This window comes from Streptomyces sp. NPDC001902, assembly GCF_042891295.1.
In the GTDB taxonomy this organism is placed as follows: Bacteria; Actinomycetota; Actinomycetes; order Streptomycetales; family Streptomycetaceae; genus Actinacidiphila.
Map to the genome: position 1 here is coordinate 74,933 of NZ_JBIATA010000016.1, position 18,590 is coordinate 93,522.

General features: G+C 70.7%; 15 protein-coding genes. 8 read left to right on the forward strand and 7 right to left on the reverse strand.

The window, feature by feature from the left end; genetic code table 11:
- Positions 1-312: 312 nt before the first annotated feature.
- Both ACFYYN_RS24980 and ACFYYN_RS24985 read left to right on the forward strand, forming a co-directional pair.
- Positions 313-921, forward strand: coding sequence for a DUF3293 domain-containing protein (locus ACFYYN_RS24980; protein ID WP_500547569.1), 609 nt, complete (start codon positions 313-315; stop codon positions 919-921).
- Positions 897-1,343 (forward strand): PAS domain S-box protein, encoded by a 447-nt coding sequence (locus ACFYYN_RS24985; protein WP_500547570.1) that lies wholly within the window; start codon positions 897-899, stop codon positions 1,341-1,343. Before ACFYYN_RS24980 ends, ACFYYN_RS24985 begins: the two co-directional genes overlap by 25 nt.
- Positions 1,344-2,158: 815 nt before the next feature.
- On the opposite strand, the gene ACFYYN_RS24990 is transcribed toward ACFYYN_RS24985, so the two are convergent.
- Positions 2,159-2,473, reverse strand: coding sequence for a hypothetical protein (locus ACFYYN_RS24990; protein ID WP_500547571.1), 315 nt, complete (start codon positions 2,471-2,473; stop codon positions 2,159-2,161).
- A 156-nt stretch (positions 2,474-2,629) separates the two neighbouring features.
- Positions 2,630-3,226 carry a hypothetical protein gene (locus ACFYYN_RS24995; protein WP_500547572.1) on the reverse strand — a complete coding sequence of 199 codons (597 nt, stop codon included), beginning with the start codon at positions 3,224-3,226 and terminating at the stop codon, positions 2,630-2,632.
- Between the two features lie 135 nt (positions 3,227-3,361).
- Here ACFYYN_RS24995 and ACFYYN_RS25000 point away from each other — a divergent pair.
- Both ACFYYN_RS25000 and ACFYYN_RS25005 read left to right on the forward strand, forming a co-directional pair.
- Positions 3,362-4,425, forward strand: a protein-coding gene (locus ACFYYN_RS25000; protein ID WP_500547573.1) for an IS630 family transposase whose coding sequence is annotated in 2 segments (ribosomal slippage) — positions 3,362-3,818 and positions 3,818-4,425 — 1,065 coding nt in all. Because the reading frame shifts where the segments join, the coding sequence is not laid out codon by codon here.
- 64 nt (positions 4,426-4,489) lie between these two features.
- Entirely contained in the window at positions 4,490-4,852 is a 363-nt protein-coding gene (locus ACFYYN_RS25005) for a hypothetical protein (protein ID WP_386997252.1), read from the forward strand.
- Between the two features lie 383 nt (positions 4,853-5,235).
- On the opposite strand, the gene frc is transcribed toward ACFYYN_RS25005, so the two are convergent.
- Both frc and oxc read right to left on the reverse strand, forming a co-directional pair.
- Positions 5,236-6,492 (reverse strand): formyl-CoA transferase, encoded by a 1,257-nt coding sequence (gene frc / locus ACFYYN_RS25010; protein ID WP_500329811.1) that lies wholly within the window; start codon positions 6,490-6,492, stop codon positions 5,236-5,238.
- A gap of 89 nt (positions 6,493-6,581) precedes the next feature.
- Positions 6,582-8,333 (reverse strand): oxalyl-CoA decarboxylase, encoded by a 1,752-nt coding sequence (gene oxc / locus ACFYYN_RS25015; RefSeq protein ID WP_500337805.1) that lies wholly within the window; start codon positions 8,331-8,333, stop codon positions 6,582-6,584.
- Positions 8,334-8,591: 258 nt separating this feature from the next.
- On the opposite strand from oxc, the gene ACFYYN_RS25020 reads away from it, so the two are divergent.
- Entirely contained in the window at positions 8,592-10,226 is a 1,635-nt protein-coding gene (locus tag ACFYYN_RS25020) for a FadD7 family fatty acid--CoA ligase (protein ID WP_500547574.1), read from the forward strand.
- Here ACFYYN_RS25020 and ACFYYN_RS25025 read toward each other — a convergent pair.
- Complete coding sequence (locus ACFYYN_RS25025) at positions 10,219-11,151, reverse strand: LysR family transcriptional regulator (protein ID WP_499514964.1); 933 nt, start codon at positions 11,149-11,151, stop codon at positions 10,219-10,221. The two genes, ACFYYN_RS25020 and ACFYYN_RS25025, sit on opposite strands and share 8 nt — an antisense overlap.
- Before the next feature lie 328 nt (positions 11,152-11,479).
- Complete coding sequence (locus tag ACFYYN_RS25030; RefSeq protein WP_500547575.1) at positions 11,480-12,493, reverse strand: 2-dehydropantoate 2-reductase; 1,014 nt, start codon at positions 12,491-12,493, stop codon at positions 11,480-11,482.
- Between the two features lie 328 nt (positions 12,494-12,821).
- Here ACFYYN_RS25030 and ACFYYN_RS25035 point away from each other — a divergent pair, with 328 nt between their 5' ends.
- The 3 genes from ACFYYN_RS25035 (at position 12,822) to ACFYYN_RS25045 (ending at position 16,740) form a co-directional block, all read left to right on the forward strand.
- On the forward strand, positions 12,822-14,366 hold the full coding sequence (locus tag ACFYYN_RS25035; protein ID WP_500547576.1) for a Re/Si-specific NAD(P)(+) transhydrogenase subunit alpha: 1,545 nt from the start codon (positions 12,822-12,824) through the stop codon (positions 14,364-14,366).
- Between the two features lie 6 nt (positions 14,367-14,372).
- On the forward strand, positions 14,373-15,845 hold the full coding sequence (pntB, locus tag ACFYYN_RS25040; protein WP_500547577.1) for a Re/Si-specific NAD(P)(+) transhydrogenase subunit beta: 1,473 nt from the start codon (positions 14,373-14,375) through the stop codon (positions 15,843-15,845).
- Between the two features lie 199 nt (positions 15,846-16,044).
- The gene (locus ACFYYN_RS25045; RefSeq protein WP_500439613.1) at positions 16,045-16,740 is read left to right on the forward strand and encodes a GntR family transcriptional regulator; all 696 of its coding nucleotides are present in this window, start codon (positions 16,045-16,047) and stop codon (positions 16,738-16,740) included.
- A gap of 255 nt (positions 16,741-16,995) precedes the next feature.
- On the opposite strand, the gene ACFYYN_RS25050 is transcribed toward ACFYYN_RS25045, so the two are convergent.
- The gene (locus ACFYYN_RS25050) at positions 16,996-18,414 is read right to left on the reverse strand and encodes an OFA family MFS transporter (protein WP_500547578.1); all 1,419 of its coding nucleotides are present in this window, start codon (positions 18,412-18,414) and stop codon (positions 16,996-16,998) included.
- Between the last annotated feature and the right edge of the window lie 176 nt (positions 18,415-18,590).

Sequence of the window (18,590 nt, forward strand, 5' to 3'; positions counted from 1 at the left end):
CCCGGCCGTAAGGGGAAGCCCCCGGTGCCGGTTGCCTCGCCCGCCGCGCCGACACCTGGGCCCGCATCGTGGACACGTCACTTCGCGCCATGAGAGGACGGGACGCTTTCCGGCCAATGTGGCCGCCGGACGACCCTGTCGCGGACTCGGCGCGGCACCCCGGCCGCGCGCTCTGGACGTCGCGCCGGACGCTGTGCGAGCATCACTGCTGGTCAGGTGTACGGCACTTGGCCCGCTTGATCCCGCCGCGCCCGCGGCCCGCAGATCTCCCTGCCCGGCAGGTAAGGGGGTCCCTTTCAGAGGAGACCCCTTGTGCCTGTCGCACCTCGTCCCGCCCGGCCGACGCAGTGGCCGTTCTACCTGCGCGCGGTCGTGGACATCGCCTTCCCCGCCCACACGCTCCGCGTCATGCCCACCGCCGGACGGCCGGGCCGGCCGGGTCTCACGTACCCGCTCCACGGCGGTCGGACGATCCACATCGTCACCGCCTTCAATCCTGAAGGACGTGACGCCACCACGCGGGCCAACCTCCGCGCGCACCACGCGCTGCTGCACCGCATCGGCGTCGCCGGGTTGCCCTGGTGGCCCGCCGTCGGCGGCGACCCTTCCGGCGCACACGCCGAACCCGGCGCAGCCGTGGTCGGCATGGACGACGCGCAGGCCCGCGCGATGGGCCGCCGCTTCCGCCAGGACGCCGTCTTCGCCTGGTCGCCCTCTTCGTGGCGGGTGCTCTCCTGCACCGACCCGGAGTACGACACGACCGCCGCCGGCTGGCACGCAGCCCTACTCCGGCCGCCCGCCCAGCCGGTGACGCCGTTGCCCGCGGGCTCCGGGCCCTCCCGCCTCAGGTCTGACGACTGTATTCTGCATACCAAAACGCAGAGCTCGGAGGCGACATGGCAGACCTGGACCCCGAGGTAGTCCTGGGCATGACGGCCCAGGCGCCCGACGGCGTAGTGATCATCGACCGGGAAGGACTCATCCGCTACTGGAACCACGGGGCGGAGCGGATCTTCGGGTTCCCGGCGGCCGAGGTCGCCGGCCGCAGTCTGGACGTGATCATCCCCGAGCGGCACCAGCAGCGTCACTGGGACGGTTTCGAAAAGTCCATGGCCAGCGGCACCACCAGGTACGGGGACGACGACCTCCTGACCGTCCCCGCGGTGGGCGCCGGCGGCCGGAAGCTGTCGATCGAGTTCAGCGTGGTGCTGCTGAACGGCGCGGACGGGCAACCGGGTTACGTCGGGGCCGTCATTCGTGACGTCACCGAGCGGCGCGCCAAGGAGAAGGAGCTGTACCGCCAGGTGGCGGCCGCCAAGGCGGACCACACGCCGGCCACCTGACCTCAGCAGCCACGAACGCGAAGTCCCTGTACGGAAGACCGGATGCTGCTGGTCAGCTTCCGGGGGTGTGCGTGATGTCGGCCCTCAAGACCCGGTCGGGGCTCTGAAGGCCGACGTCATCGTTCGGGGCGGGTTGTGGATGGTGATGCAGCCGAGCGGACCGAGTGACGTGTCCGCGGAGACGGTGCGGGTAGCTCGGGCCGCGCTTCCGAGGGGGGATCTCGCGACCCGGGTACAGGACGAGCTGGGACCGCCGCTTCATGGTGGGGGGTGCGCGGACCCGATTTCGGCCCATGGCAGGCCTACGCGGTCACCGGGATGGCTGACTCTCGCGTTGGTGTTGCAGTTCGTGGACACGTGAGCCGGCGACAACACGAGCACGCCCTACGCCTGGTTCATCGCCTAAGAGGCTGCGCAGATCGGCGACCGCAAAAAGGTGTCCCATAAATGTGCGACGGAAACTGATAGTTGCTGGCAGAGGTAAGCAAACCCGTTCGCAGCCGCGTGATGCGGTAACCGTCGTAGAAGCAACGAGCCAGCTGATCACAGAGCGTCGCAACTCCATGAGCACCAGGACCTTTTCCCGTCCTGTTGCCGGTGTCCTCAACCGCGCCTATCCGCGCGACCTCTAAGCCCAGGCAGCGGATTCGGCCCAGCCGACGGAGGCGGTGGTCATCGAGGGGGCGCTGTGACTGGAGGCAGAAGCGCGGGACGGCGAGGCGCGGAGCCGATCGTGATCGCCCTCCGCTCAACGAGCGCCGCATACGACGGAACGCCCGGCCGAGAGAACTCGGCCGGGCGTTCCGGACCCCATGTCAGGCGAGTTTGAAGTCGCTCCGAATGACGCCGTATTCGGTCGGCTCCACCCAGCACGTGTACTGGCAGCCGAGGAGGCTGGAAAGATCAATCCCGAGTTGTCCCGCCAGGACGTCGGCACCGGTCTTGGAAGTCCGAGAAGGGTCATCGATCGCCCGATAGTGGGCAGTGGCTCCGCGCAGCTCTACGACGACGTACGCGACACGCCTTCCTTTTCGGGTAGGCCGGCCCTCATCGTGTTGCTGATGAAGGTCATGGGCATTCATCGGCTGACCGCAGATCCCACAGCGCGCATCTTCTCGCAGAGCGTCCATGGAGGGAATGGTACTTCCACATGAAAAACCCCTGCCCGGTGCGGCCCTACGATGATGACTGCCCGGGCAGGGGCCCTGCCAATTGGTCACATCTGGGCGGCTTCCAGCAATACGACGCTGGAGCGTGCCCCTGCCTCGCACCTGCCGACGGTACGTTCAGTGGTCGACGGACTCAAGCCATCTCCGGGCAGCCGCCTTCTCCTGCTGCGGCGTCCCCCGCCATCCTGCCTTCCACTCCGCGAGTTGGCGAAGACCGGCGAGGTCCGAGAATCCGTTCACCAGGACAGCGCCGATCGAGGACTCCCCCGTCCTGCCGCAGACGATGACGTCTCCGGTGACCGACAGCATGGCGAACTCCGGTGCGCCGAAACCGATCCCGAGAGCGGCGGCGGAGCCGGCGCCCACGATGTCCCAGGGTTCGTCCAGCCTGACGCGCGCCCACCAGTGGTCGCCCTCATCGATCTCGACGGCGACCAGAAATTCTCGGTCGTCTCCGAAAAGGCCTCCTTCGCGGGAAAGATCGAACCAGCCCTTGTTCGCCGTGTCGACGAAATCCGGAGTATCGCTGCCGACGACCGATCTCCGCCAGTCTCCGAACGCGGGCGGATATCCCGTGGCCGCATTGGCGAGCGTCGGCGGGATGAGGCGATGTTCCGGGGCCATCAGCCCCAGGAAGACCAGTCCGGCCGGGGCGAGCCGCCCAGGGTGGTCCATTTCTTCAACCTTTCCGGATGACCCTTGGACGAAATCCACGGATACATGGACGAAGCAGTGCGCGACGCCCGTCAAGGAGCGCCGTGCGCTGCTTCCTTAAGCTACTGCACTTGATTGGGTGATGTCGGTGCCGTTCGCCTGACAGCTGGCCGTCGGCACCGATAGCCGTTGGGTGTGAGGTATGCCCAGGGCGGCGGGCTGACCGACGCCGAGAGGATCACGCGGGAGCGGTTACGGCTCCAGGCCGTGGAGCGTTTCGAGGCCGGGCAGAAGAACGCGGAGATTGCAGGTGCCCTGCGGATCAGCTTGCGGTCGGTCGAGCGGTGGCGCCGGGCCTGGCGCGAGGGCGGCGAGGCGGGAGTCCTGTCGAAGGGGTCGCCGGGCAGACCTCGACTCAGTGAAGCCCAGATCGCCAGGCTGGAGCAGGAGTTGGAGCGTGGTCCACTGGCTCACGGCTGGGCGGACCAGCGGTGGACCCTGGCACGGATCAAGACGCTGATCGGCCGACTCTTCCACGTCTCCTACACGGTCGAGGGCACCTGGCGGCTGCTGAAGCGCCACGGCTGGAGCTGGCAGCAGCCCACTCGACGGGCGATCGAGCGCGATGACGACGCGGTCGAGGTGTGGAAGAAGGAGACCTGGCCACGGGTAAGAGCACCGCGGCGGAGCGCAACGCCTGGATCGTCTTCGAGGACGAGGCCGGGCAGTCGATGACTCCGCCGCGCGCCAGGACCTGGGGCCGGATCGGCCAGACCCCGGTCGTGAGGGTGAGGGGCCGGGGCTCGGGGCGCGTATCGATGGCGGGGATGGCCTGCTACAAGCCGGGCCAGCGGTCCCGGCTGATCTACGCGATCCGCGAGTACCGGGGCCGCAAGGACGAACCGAAGGGCTTTGGCTGGCGCGACTTCCGCGACCTGATCGTCCGCGCTCGCATCCAGCTCGGCGGACCGATCGTGCTGGTCTGGGACAACGTCCGCCTGCACCTGACGGCCGGCATGCGCGAGTTCATCGACGCGAACGCCGAGTGGCTCACCGTGTTCCAGCTGCCCACCTATGCCCCGGACCTCAACCCGACCGAGGGCGTCTGGTCGCTGGTCAAGCGGGACATCGGCAACCTCGCCGCGACCGACCTCGGCCAGATCACCCACGCCGTGAAGCGCAAACTGAAGATGCTGCAGTACCGACCTGAGGCCATCGACGGCTGCCTCGCCGGCACCGAACTGGCCCTGGACCTGTGAGCGTGGGGTCGACCGACCCGAAATTGTTCGAAGCCCAAAGCTGCTGGTCAGCTACGGTGGCGACATGACTGACAGCCTGCCCGAGGACGTAGCCGACGTGCTTGACCTCGTCCTGAACCCGGACGAGCCCGTTCACGTCGCCCTCCGACGGCAGGTGCCTCAACTCAGGGTGCAATCCCGCTGTGAGTGCGGTTGCGGCACTGCCTACTTCGACCTTGACGCCGACGCGGTGAAGCCCGCGCCAACGGGCCCCGGCACCGTCGTGGCTGCCAACGTGCAGCTGTTCACCGAAACCGGCGAGTGCCCTGGCGAGGTCCTGGTCTTCGCGCAAGGCGGCTACCTCTCATGGCTGGAGGTCTGCTCTTGGAGCGATGACGTCGAGGTGAATCTCGCCGCGGCGCGGCGCTGGCTACAGCCACCGTCCTGAGCCCGAGCCGGTAACAGCAGGCGGTCTCGGACCTGACGCCGTCACCACGAGTCGACCGACATCACGAGTTCAAGTTCAGTACTGCGCTGGTCGCCTTGCCCTCGATCTGGTCGTCGCCGCCCGTCGGGCAGGAGGCGTTGTGACCGGCGCCGGTGCCGGTGCGGGCCCGGGATGTCGGTCCGCTCGGCTGCATCGGCATCCGCACCCCACCCCGAACGGCAACGTCGGCCTCCACAGCCCGACCGGGACGTGAAGGCCGGCATCACGCGAAGAGGCCCCCGCGCCGCGGGCCACCTGGGGCGCCGGCACGGGGGCTTCGCCGTACGGAGACACGGGTGCCCCGCGCGCACGGATCGCGCGGGGCACCCGTGGGTCTGTCCGGGTCAGACGATGATCTTGCCCTCACGCAGCCTGGCGATGTCGTTCGCGTCGTACCCCAGGTCCGCGAGGACCTCGCTGCCGTGCTCGCCGAGCAGCGGGGCACCCTTGATCTCGGGCTTGAAGTTGGAGAACTTGATGGGGCTGCCCACCGTCAGGTAGGTGCCGCGGCCTTTCTGCTCGACCTCGACGATCGTGCCGCTCTTGCGCATGTCCGGGTCCTCGGCGAGCTCCTTCATGCTGAGGACGGGCGCGCAGGGCACCTCCCACTTGCGCAGGATGTCGACCGCCTCGTACTTGGTCTTGTCGGCCAGCCACTTCTCGATCTCCGCGAAGATCTCGAAGATGTGCGGCTGCCGCGCCCTGGCGGTCGTGTACTCCGGGTCGTCGACCCACTCGGGCCGGCCGATGGCCTCGGCGGTGCGCTTCCAGTTCTGCTCCTGGACCGTGAAGTAGATGTAGGCGTTGGGGTCGGTCTCCCAGCCCTTGCACTTCAGGATCCAGCCCGGCTGGCCACCGCCGCCGGCGTTGCCGCCGCGGGGCACCGCGTCGCCGAACTCGCCGTTCGGGTACTGCGGGTACTCCTCCAGGTAGCCGATCTTCTCCAGGCGCTGCTGGTCGCGGAGCTTGACGCGGGTCAGGTTGAGGACGGCGTCCTGCATGGACACCGACACCTTCTGGCCCACACCGGTCGCGTTGCGGTGGATGATCGCCGTCAGGAGGCCGATCAGCAGGTGCATGCCGGTGTTGCTGTCGCCGAGGGCCGAGCCGCTGATGGTCGGCGGGCCGTCCCAGAAGCCGGTGGTGGACGCGGCGCCGCCGGCGGCCTGGGCGACGTTCTCGTAGACCTTGAGGTCGTTCCAGGACGAGTCGTCGTTGAAGCCCTTGACCGAGCCGAAGATCAGGCGCGGGTTGAGCTCGTGGATGTGGTCCCAGCCCAGGCCCATGCGGTCCATGGCGCCCGGCGCGAAGTTCTCGACCAGGATGTCCGCCTCGCGGATCAGCTTCTCCATGACCTCCTTGCCCTCGGGGGTCTTGGTGTTGATGGCCAGCGAGCGCTTGTTGCTGTTGAGCATCGTGAAGTACAGCGCGTCGAGGTCGGGGTCGTCCCGCAGCTGGTTGCGGGTCACGTCGCCGCCCTGGGGACGCTCGACCTTGATCACGTCGGCGCCGAACCAGGCGAGCATCTGGGTGCACGCGGGGCCGGCCTGGACCCCGGTGAAGTCGATCACCTTGATCCCGGCGAGCGGCTTTTCACTCATGGTGGCTTCCTTCTTGTCTGTTCGCGGTGCGCGGGTGGGCGGTGCTGGGGAACGGTGCTTCGGGGTGCGGTGCGTCGCCTACGGGGCGGTCACTTCTTGGCCGGCACGATGTTGCCGACGGTGATGCCCTTGGGGTTGAGGTGGGCGATGTGGCCGCTCTCGGTGCCCGCCGAGGGGTCGATCACGCAGTCGATGAGGGCCGGGCCGCCCGAGGCGAGCGCCTCGGTGAGGGCGGCGGTGACCTCGGCGGGGGTGGTCGCGCGGTAGCCCTTGCCGCCGAAGGCCTCGAACATCACGTCGTGGCGGGCCGCGGACATCAGCGTCGTCGGCGACGGGGCCTCGTCGTAGGGGTTGACGTCGTCACCGCGGTAGACACCCCCGTTGTTCATGATGACCGTGACGACGGGCAGCTTGTAGCGGCAGATCGTCTCGATCTCCATGCCGCTGAAGCCGAAGGCGCTGTCGCCTTCCACGGCCACGACCGGCTCCCCGCTCTCGACGGCGGCGGCGATCGCGTAGCCCATGCCGATGCCCATGACGCCCCAGGTGCCGCTGTCGAGGCGGTGCCGCGGCACGTGCATGTCGATGACGTTGCGCGCGATGTCGAGGGCGTTGGCGCCCTCGTTGACGAGGTACGTCTCGGGGCGCTCGCGGATGACGTCGCGTACGGCCTTCAGGGCGCCCATGAACTGCATCGGGTGCGGGTCGGCCTTGAGGCGCTCGGCCATCTTGGCGACGTTCTGCGCCGAGCGCGCCCCCAGTTCCTCCCGCCAGGCGGCGGGGGCCGCGATCTGGCCCGGCTTGCTGCGCTCGATGAGGGCCTCGACGACCGACTCGATGTCACCGACGAGCGGCGCGGCGATGGGCTGGTTGCTGTCCATCTCCTTCGCCTCGATGTCCACCTGGACGAACTTCGCGTCGGGGTTCCACTGCGGTGCCTCGCCGTGGTTCAGCAGCCAGTTCAGGCGGGCGCCGACCAGCATCACCACGTCGGCCTTCTTCAGCGCCAGCGAGCGGGCGGTGGCCGCCGACTGCGGGTGGTCGTCGGGCAGCAGGCCCTTCGCCATCGACATCGGCACGTAGGGGATGCCGGTGGACTCGACGAACTCGCGGATCTGCGTGTCCGCCTGCGCGTAGGCCGCGCCCTTGCCGAGGACGATCAGCGGCCGCTGCGCGCCGGCCAGCAGCTCGATCGCGCGGTCCACCGCCTCGGGGGCGGGCAGCTGGCGCGGTGCCGGGTCGACGAGGCGGCTGAGCGTCTTCGCGCCCTCCCCGGCGTCCATGATGGAGCCGAGCACCGCGGCGGGGATGTCGAGGTAGACGCCGCCGGGGCGCCCGGAGACGGCGGTGCGCAGGGCGCGGGCGATGCCGCGGCCGATGTCCTCGACCCGGCTGATGCGGTACGCGGCCTTGCAGAACGGCTGCGCGGCGGCAAGCTGGTCCATCTCCTCGTAGTCGCCCTGCTTGAGGTCGACGAGGTGGCGCTCGCTGGAGCCGGAGATCTGCACCATCGGGAAGCAGTTGGTGGTGGCGTTGGCGAGCGCCACCAGTCCGTTGAGGAAGCCCGGCGCCGACACCGTCAGGCAGATGCCCGGCTTCTTGGTGAGGTAGCCGGCCGCCGCCGCCGCGTGTCCCGCGTTGCTCTCGTGGCGGAAGCCGATGTAACGGATGCCCTGCGCCTGGGCGAGCCGGGCCAGATCCGTGATCGGGATGCCGACCACCCCGTAGATGGTGTCGACGTCGTTCATCTTGAGCGCATCGACGACCAGGTGGTACCCGTCGGTGAGCTCGGCCGGTGCGTCGGCGTTCGCCGCTGTCTCCAGTGGTGAGGGGGCGGTCATGGTCCGAGGTCCTCCTTGGGCGGGTCATGCGTGCGGCTTCTCCCTTCACCATCCGCAGCCCGCTCCCCCGCGTCCAAGACCTATCGGCGACCAGCCGATAGACGGCGTTTATCGACGCACGCCACAGGGGCGTTGAGGTGGGTTGATAGACCTCCGCTATCGACCGTTCGCCAGTGCGTATTGGACGGGTGCTCCGCGCCCCGCGCAGTCTCGCTGGGGACGGTTCATCAGACATTCCAGGCGCGAGGAGGTGCGGCCATGGCCGTTCCGGCCGCTGCATCCGTGCGCGACCCCGACCGTTACCGGCCGCCCGCGGTCACGGGCCTGACCGATCTCCTCGACCGGCACGCCCGGGGGCGTCCGCAGGCACCGGCGCTGATCGCCGGCGCGGACCGCGCGGAGGTCTCCTACCGCGCCCTGGACGAGCTGGCCGACGCGGTGGCCGCGCGCCTGACCTCGGCGGGGCTGCGCCCCGGGGACCCGGTCGGCCTCGTCGGCGCCAACACCGTGGAGTTCGTCGTGGCGTTGCTGGGCGGGGCGCGGGCCGGACTGGTGGTGGCCCCCGTGGACCCCGCGCTGCCCGAGCCGCAGATGACGGCCCGGCTGGAGGCGCTGGGGGTGCGGGCCGTCCTGCTGGGCCCGGCCGCGGGCGGTGCCCCGCCGGCGGCCGTGGGGCCCGGTGTCCCGGCCTGGACCCTGCGGGTGGGCCTCTCCCCCGCCGGGACGGCGACGGCCGTGCTCGCAACGGGCGAGGGCGCGCCGGCCGCCGCGCGGGGCGCGTCCGGCGAACTGACCGCGCACGACGCCCTGGTGCTGTTCACCGCGGGGACCACCGACCGGGCGAAGATGGTCCCGCTGACGCACGGCAACGTGGCCGCCTCGGTCCGCGGCGTGTGCGCCGCCTACGAGCTGGTGCCGGGCGACGCGACGGTCGCGGCGATGCCGTTCTTCCACGGGCACGGGCTGTTCGCCACGCTGCTGTCCACGCTGGCGAGCGGGGGCTGCGTGCTGCTGCCGGCGCGCGGGCGGTTCTCGGCGCACACCTTCTGGGACGACATGCGGGCGGCGGGCGCCACCTGGTTCACCGCGGTCCCCACCGTCCACGAGCTCCTCCTGGAGCGGGCGGCGACGGACCTCACGGGCCCGCAGGTGCCGGGCTTGCGGTTCCTGCGCAGTTCCAGCGCGCCCCTCAACACGGCCACCCAGCGGGCGCTGGAGCGCACCCTGGGCGCGCCCCTGCTGTCGGCGTACGGCATGACCGAGTCCGCGCACCAGGCGACGAGCGAGCCGCTGCCGCAGTACGGGTCGCTCAAGCACGGTTCGGTCGGCCGGCCGGCCGGGATCGAGCTGCGGGTCCTGGACCCGGACGGGAAGCCGTGCCCGCCCGGCGGCGAGGGCGAGGTGTGGGTGCACGGTCCCACGGTGGCCCGCGGTTACCTGGGCAATCCCGCCGAGACGGCACACGGCTTCGCCGACGGCTGGTTCCGCACCGGCGACCTGGGCGCACTCGACGAGGACGGCCACCTGTTCCTGACCGGCCGCCTGAAGAACCTGATCATCCGCGGGGGCGAGAAGGTCGTGCCCGAGCACGTCGAGGACGTCCTCGCCGGGTGTCCGGGGGTGGCCGAGGCCGCCGTGTTCGCCGTTCCCGACGCGACGTACGGGCAGCGGGTCGGCGCGGCCGTGGTCCTGGGCGGGGCGGAGGCGCCGGGGGCCGAGGCGCCCGGGGCCGAGGAGATCCGCCGGTACTGCCGCGCCCGGCTGGCCCCGTTCGAGATCCCCGACCGGATCCGGGTCGTCGCCTCGCTCCCGCACACGGCGAAGGGCGGTCTTGACCGGGCGGCGGTGGACGTCCTGTACTCCGAGGGCCCCGTATGGCCCGGGCTCACCTGACGCGGTGCTCCGCGGGCAGCGGCTCGTCGAAGAACTCGTCGAGCGACAGACCGGCCGCCGCGGTCATGAACGCCCGCGCCGCGACCGACCCCGGGGTCGCCGCGTGGATCGCGACGGAGACCTGCGCCCTGGCGTCCGGTTCGACGAGGCGCACGGCCCGCATCCGGCCGAGCGGCGGCATCGCGCGCAGCCACGTGTGCGGGACGATGCTCGCGCACGCGCCGGCGCCCACGCTGGCGTAGAGGGCCGCCACCGAGTCCGTCTCGACCTGTGGGGTCACCACGACCCCGCTCTCGGCGAACGCGTCGTCGATGACCTGGCGGATCCTCATGTCGGGGGTCAGCAGGGCGAGGGGCATCGTGGCCGCGTCCGCCCACTTCATGGTGTCGGTCTGCGGCAGCAGCTGGTCGCTGGAGGCGAGGAGCATGTACCGCTCCTCGTACAGCGGCATCACCTGCAAGTTCTCCCGGTCGTGCGGGGCGAAGTGCGCGATCGCGGCGTCCAGCTCGAACGCGAGGAGCTGGCGGTGGAGTTCGGTGGTCGACAGCCGGGAGCGGACCTGGACCTTGGCCAGCGGATGGGCCGCGCAGAAAGCGGCGACGGGCAGGACCAGGGTGGTGGACGCGGTGGGCTCGGTGCCCAGCCGCAGGGTGCCGGTGATGCCCGACTGGACGGCGGCAACCTCGGCCTTGAAGGCCTCCTGCTCGGCGAGGATGCGTTTGGCCCAGACCACCAGCCGTTCGCCCTCCGGGGTCAGGCCCTGGTAGTTGTGCCCGCGGTTGATCAGCGTGACGTTCAGCTCCCGCTCCAGCTTGGCTATCGCCGCCGAGAGCGCGGGCTGCGAGACGTAGCAGGACTCCGCCGCCCGGGCGAAGTGCCGCTCCCTGGCGACCGCCACGAAGTACTCCAGCTGACGGAACAGCATGAACGACTCCTCTCTGCCTGGGCCGCGGCCGCGCCGGCACTTCCTGCTGGAGTCGCAACGCCGTCGGTCCCGGCGGACCGGCGCTCCCGGGATCGGGAACGTCCCCGGGCGGCCGACGGCGGACGAGCTGGTTGCGGTGTGACCGGGCACAGCCTACCGAGCCGGATCGCGGCCCTCGTTCGTGCCCGCCGAGCCGGTGCGGGCCCCGGTCCGGGGCCCGGTCCCGTCGCGGCGGCGACGGGACCGGGCTCCGGAGGTACTGCGGCGGTCGTCCGGCGGTGGACCGGAGATCCGCGGGTGTCTCGGGTTCGGATACGCGGGGGACGGGTCAGGCGGGGACGGGTTTGCGCGCGACGGCCCCGTTCTCCCGGTCCGCGGTGACGCCGCGGGCCAGCAGGTCGGTCGCGGCGTGGACCGCCCGCAGGTTGGGGGCGTCCGCGCCGGAGATGTCGGCCATCTCCACGACGGCCGTCACGATGGCGTCGAGTTCCAGCTGCTTGCCGGCCTCGAGGTCCTGGAGCATCGAGGTCTTGTGGTGTCCCACCCCCTCGGCGCCCCGAAGCCGCTTCTCGATGGAGATGTCGGGGGTGCTGCCGACCCTGGCCGCGATGTCGAGGGTCTCCTCCATGAGCTGGGCGACCAGCCGCCGGGTGTGCGGGTGCTTGCAGATGTCGACCATCGTCGCCCTGGTGAGGGCGCTGATCGGGTTGAAGGCGACGTTGCCCATCAGCTTGATCCAGATGTCGTCGCGCAGGTTGGGCTCCACCGGGCACTTGAGGCCGCCGGCGATCATGGCCTCGCTCAGCTGCGTGCACCGGTCGGAGACGCCGCCGCCCGGCTCGCCGATGGAGAACCGGGTGCCCTCCAGGTGCCGGATGACCCCGGGGGCCTCGATGACCGTCGCGGGGTAGACGACGCAGCCGATGGCGCGTTCCGGCGCCAGCACCGCGCTGGTGGCGCCGCCGGGGTCGACCGCCTCGATCCGCCGCCCCTCGTAGGGGCCGGCCAGCTCGTGGAAGTACCACCAGGGAATGCCGTTCTGACCGGCCACCACCGCGGTCCGCTCGTCGAGCAACGGGGAGATCAGCGGTCCTGAGGTCGCGTAGGAGTGTGCCTTCAGGCCCAGGAAGACGTAGTCGACGGGGCCGATCTCCTTGGGGTCGTCCGTGGCGTGGGGCTTGGCCACGAAGTCACCGCGCGGGCTGTTCACGCGGACTCCGTGGGCGCGTATCGCCTGAAGATGCTCACCCCGGGCGATCAGGTGGACGTCCGCGCCACCACGGTGCAGTGCCGCGCCCACGTAAGCGCCGATCGCACCGGCTCCGAGGACTGCGATTTTCACGGCGACTCCTCTCCATTCGAAGGGGGAGTGAATACTGTATGCAGTACTCTCTTGGGATGTACAGTCCCCTCACGCGAAGTCGCGCGCCCGGAACCGAACAGGGTCCCGCCTGGCGCCGCGACGGAGGTCTCCGGCGTCGCCCGGGGCCATGAACCGGGTCACACACGCTCCGGACAGGTTGATCGAGCACGCAGCGGGGGAACGCTTCGCCGCACACGCGGTCCCGGGCACGCACGGCCGCACCACGAGGCCGGGGAGCACGCAGTGCGGACGACGGCTCGGCTGACGACGCCGTGACGTCAGTCAGTAGCGACGGAAAAGGAGAGCGATGTCTGATTCACCCCCACAGCAGATCGGTGTCGTCACCGAGTCCACCGCCGGGGAGACGCGGGTGGCGGCCACACCGGACAGCGTCCGACGGCTCCTCGGCCTCGGTTACGAGGTCGTCGTGGAGTCCGAGGCCGGAGCGGCCTCCGGCTTCCCCGACGAGGCGTACGCCGAAGCGGGCGCGCGGATCGGCGACGCCTGGCAGGCGGACGTGGTCCTGAAGGTCAACGCCCCCTCGCACGAGGAGATCGGGAAGCTGCGCGACGGCGCGACCCTGATCGGGCTGATCGCCCCGGCCCACAGCCCCGACCTGGTCGAGGAACTGGCGGCCCGGCCGATCACCGTCCTGGCGCTGGACGCCGTCCCGCGCATCTCCCGGGCCCAGTCGATGGACGTCCTCAGCTCGATGGCGAACATCGCCGGGTACCGGGCGGTGATCGAGGCGGCCCACGTCTTCGGGCGCTTCTTCACCGGTCAGGTCACCGCGGCGGGCAAGGTGCCGCCGGCGAAGGTCCTGGTGGCGGGCGCGGGCGTGGCGGGTCTGGCCGCGATCGGCGCGGCCGGCAGCCTCGGCGCGGTGGTGCGGGCCACCGACCCGCGGGCCGAGGTCGCCGACCAGGTCCGTTCCCTGGGCGGCGAGTTCCTCGCCGTAGAGGTGGAGCAGGAGGCGAGCGGCGACGGCTACGCCAAGGCGACCTCGCAGGCGTACGACCGGCGTGCCGCGGAGATCTACAGCGAGCAGGCCGCGGACGTCGACATCATCATCACCACCGCGCTGATCCCCGGCCGCCCGGCCCCCCGGCTGATCACGGCGGCCGACGTGGCGTCGATGAAGCCCGGCAGCGTCATCGTCGACATGGCCGCCGCACAGGGCGGCAACGTCGAGGGCACGGTCAGCGGGAAGGCCATCGTCACCGACAACGACGTGACGATCATCGGCTACACCGATCTTGCGGGCCGGCTGCCCGCCCAGGCCTCGCAGTTGTACGGGACCAACCTCGTCAACCTGCTCAAGTTGCTGACGCCGGCCAAGGACGGGCAGCTGACGCTCGACTTCGACGACGTCGTGCAGCGGGCCGTCACGGTGGTGCGGGAGGGCGAGATGACCTGGCCGCCACCGCCCGTCCAGGTCTCGGCGGCGCCCGCCGGGCAGGCACCGGCGCCGGTGGTGACCGCGCCCGCGCCGAAGGAGCCCCGGCTCTCACCGGCCGCGCGCTACGGCCTGATCGCCGCCGGCATGCTCGCGATGTTCTTGTTGGTCGCCTTCTCCCCGGCCCAGCTCGTGGGCAACTTCACGGTGTTCGCGCTGGCCGTCGTCATCGGTTACTACGTGATCGGAAAGGTCCACCACGCCCTGCACACCCCGCTGATGTCGGTCACCAACGCCATCTCGGGGATCGTGGTGGTCGGAGCACTGCTGCAGATAGGTCACGCCGGACCGGCCGTCACCGTGATGTCGGTCGTGGCGATCATGTTGACCACCGTGAACATCTTCGGAGGATTCGCCGTCACCCGCCGTATGCTCGGCATGTTCTCGAAGGGCTGAGGATCGATGAACGCAACCACGGCCGCACAGGCCGCCGACATCGTCGCCGCGCTGCTGTTCATCTTCAGCCTGGCCGGACTCTCGCAACACCGCACCTCCCGCGCCGGAGTGGCGTACGGCATCGGCGGCATGGCGCTGGCGCTGGTCGCCACCGTCGTCGCCGCGGCACAGGACATCCCGGGCACCGCCGTCGTGCTGATCGTCGCCGCCACGGTCGTCGGCGGTGCCGTCGGCCTGTGGCGGGCACGCCGGGTCGAGATGACCCAGATGCCCGAGCTCATCGCCGTCCTGCACAGCCTCGTCGGCCTGGCCGCGGTGCTGGTCGGCTGGAACAGCTACTACGAGGTGGAGGCGCACGGCGCCGCGCAGACCCGGGTCGCCAGCGACCTGCTCGGCATCCACCACGCGGAGGTGTTCATCGGCATCTTCATCGGCGCGGTCACCTTCACCGGATCCATCGTCGCCTACCTGAAGCTGTCGGCGCGGATCAAGTCCCGTCCGCTGACCCTGCCCGGCAAGAACGCCCTCAACCTCGGGGCGCTGGCCGCCTTCGTGGCCCTGACGGTGTGGTTCACGGTGAGCCCGGACCTCGGCCTGATGATCGCCGTCACCGCGCTGGCGCTCGTGCTCGGCTGGCACCTGGTCGTCTCGATCGGCGGCGGTGACATGCCGGTCGTCGTCTCGATGCTCAACAGCTACTCGGGCTGGGCCGCGGCCGCGGCGGGATTCCTGCTCAACAACAACCTGCTCATCGTCACCGGCGCGCTCGTCGGCTCCTCCGGCGCCTACCTGTCGTACGTCATGTGCAAGGCGATGAACCGGTCCTTCCTCTCGGTGATCGCCGGGGGCTTCGGCGCCCCGGCGCCGACGGGCGGCGACGCCGAACAGGGCGAGCACCGCGAGACCTCAGCGGAGGAGACCGCCGAACTCCTGGAGAACGCCACGTCGGTGATCATCACGCCCGGCTACGGCATGGCGGTGGCCCAGGCACAGCACCCGGTGGCGGAGCTGACCCAGGCGCTGCGGCGGCGCGGGGTCGAGGTCCGCTTCGGCGTCCACCCGGTGGCCGGCCGGCTGCCCGGGCACATGAACGTGCTGCTCGCCGAGGCCCGGGTGCCGTACGACGTCGTGCTGGAGATGGACGAGATCAACGACGACTTCGGCGACACCACGGTGGTGCTGGTGATCGGCGCCAACGACACCGTCAACCCGGCGGCGGAGGAGGACCCGTCCAGCCCCATCGCCGGCATGCCGGTGCTGCGGGTGTGGGAGGCGGAGAACGTGGTCGTCTTCAAGCGGTCCATGTCCTCGGGGTACGCGGGGGTGCAGAACCCGCTGTTCTTCCGCGAGAACAGCCGCATGCTCTTCGGCGACGCCAAGGAGAGCGTGGACGCCATCCTGCGCTCGCTGAGCACGCCCGACCCCGCTTCCGCGGCGTCGCAGGGCCTGCGCACCGACCAGCAGCCCGCCCCCGCCTGACCGGTGTTCCGCCCATGGCGGTGGGGTGGGGGAAGCGCGGCTTCCCCCACCCCGTCCGCCGTGCCGCCGGTGCTCCGCCGCGGGCCTCCGCACGCCGACGGCCGATTTCCTACCAAGCCCGTTCAATCCTGCGGCTGAATTGCATACCGAAATCTGTATTCTTGGCACTGTGCAAAGAACTCAGCCGACAGGGGGGCTCATGCGCGAGAGAAGCACCGCGGCCGCCGTCGTCCGGGTCACCCGGCCGGCACCGTTGCGCCAGGCCGTCTACGAGGCCCTGATCGACCTGATCGTCAACGGCACCCTCAGACCGGGCCAGCACCTGGTCGAGGCCGAACTCGCCGACCACCTCGGCGTCAGCCGCCAGCCGGTGCGCGAGGCGCTGCAACGGCTGCAGACCGACGGCTGGGTCGACCTGCGCCCCGCCCAGGGCGCCTTCGTCCACTCCCCCACGCAGGAGGAGGCCACGCAGCTCCTCAGCGTCCGCGCCGTGCTGGAGACCCACTCCGCGCACGGCGCCGCGCTGCACGCCACGGATGCGGACGTGGCACACCTGTGGGAACTGCAGGACGCCGGCATCGCCGCCCTGGCGGCGGACGACGCCCGCGGGATCGTCGAGGCCAACGCCGCACTGCACGGCTTCATCACCGAGCTGTCCCGCAACCAGGTCCTCGGCGAGCTGATCCTCCAGGTCGACCGGCGGGTGCGCTGGTACTACATGCCCATCGCGCGGCCCCGCGGCCGGGACGCCTGGAACGAGCACGCCACCATCATCGAGGCCATCGCCCTGGGCGACGCGGAGCGTTCCGAGGAGCTGATGCGCCGCCACACCCGGAACACCACCGACTTCTACTGCCGGCAGATCGCCGCCGCCGTCGACGCCGGAAGGGCCTGAGGGCCTGAGGGCCCACGGGAACGCCGGACGGTCCGGGGGCAGGGGGCACCCGGACCGTCGTCGAGGGGGGAACAGGAGTACGGGGAGTACGGGAGGGACGGGCGGGGCCGGGCGGAGCAGGGAGCGCACCCCACCGGCCGGCCCCGCCTCCGTGACGCGGGCACCCGGTGCGGAACTGCCGCCGTCCCGGGCCGGGCTCCTACGCCCGCGCACGTTCGATGGGGGGCTCCTCGCGGAGCCCCGGTACCGCAACCGTCAGGTGGTCGCCTCGGCAGGGGCGGCGGTGAGGCCGCCCACCGGGGCCACGGGGCTCCCGTCGCCGCTCCGGCGGGGGGCACCGGGCTGCCGCAGGAACACCGAGATCAGCGCGGAGAGGAAGGCGATGCCCCCGGCCAGGCAGTAGGCACCCGTGTAGCCCCAGGCCGCGACCACCCCGGCGGCCACACCACCGCCGCCGACACCGCCGACCAGCTTGGCGCTGTAGACCAGCCCGTAGTTCTGCGCGTTGTTGTTCTCCCCGAAGTAGTCCGGCGTGAGCGCGGCGAACAGCGGGTAGAACGCCCCGCCGCCGAAACCGTTGAGGAACGCGAAGAACAGGAACAGGGGTTCGTTGTGCGCCTGGCCCGACCACAGCACGCCGAACTGCGCCACGCCCGCCACCACCAGGACCAGCCCCAGCGTCTGACGCCGGCCCAGGTAGTCCGACAACCAGCCCACGATCGCCCGGCCGACGCCGTTGACCACGGCGAGCACACCCGCCGAGGAGGCCGCGACCAGCGGGCCGAAGCCCAGGCTCTTGGCGAACGGGACCTGGAAGTTGATGCCGAAGAGCGACACGCCGCCGATGCAGACCAGGGCGAACCACATCAGCGGCAGCTGCCCGGTCCTGATCGCCTCCATCGGGGTGAACTGGCCCTTGGCGGGAGGGTTTTTGGCCAGGCGCTTGGCGACCCGCCTCGCGTCCTCGGTCACGCCGCGGTTCAGCGGGTCCACGTCGTGCGGCCACCAGCTCTTGGGCGGGTCGCGGAAGGACATCCCGCAGAAGGCGACGACCAGCACCATGCCCAGCGCGATCAGGTCGAGGACCATCCGGTAGTTGGAAGGGTGGAACCAGTAGTTGAAGACGAAGATGAGCGGGAGGGTTCCGTAGGCGAAGCCGCCGTTCACGAACCCGGTGCGGGCGCCCTTGTTGTCGGGATACCACTTGCCGACCATGTTGATGCAGGTCGCGTACACCAGGCCGGCGCCCGTACCGCCCAGCACCGAGTAACCGGCCATCACCAGGTAGGGGTTGCCGAGGTGCGACAGCGCCAGGAAGCCCAGACCGGAGAAGACCGCTCCGGCGAGCATGGCCGTCCTGGCCGGCAGGACCCCGGTCTCCCGCAGACGTCCCGCGGGGAACGCGACGCCCGCCTGGAAGACCGCCCAGATGCTGGCGATCCAGAACGTCTCGGTGAGGGTCCACCCGTGGGCGTGCTCGAGCACCGCCTCCGCGGAGCTGTAGCCGTACTCGTAGACGCTGACACCCATCATCGAGATCCAGGGGAGCCAGACCATCCAGGCCCGGGGCCTCCCGAGCAGGGAGCGGTCGGTCTCCCCGACCCGGTAGACGCGGCCGTTCGCGTCGGTGACCTCCCGGTACTGGCCGGGAGTCACGTGCGGTGTTGCTGACATCGGTGCCTTCCCTTGCGTGAAAAGAACCTGGCGTGCGCCCCCTGGGCCTTTCTCTTCATGCGGAGGGGTGGAGCGGACCATCCCTGCGGCTCGGCCCGGCATGGCCGGGCCCGGTGGTACGTCGTCCGGGCGACTGAGGTCCAGGGCGGCAACCCGGACGTGACAGCGCGCAGGCG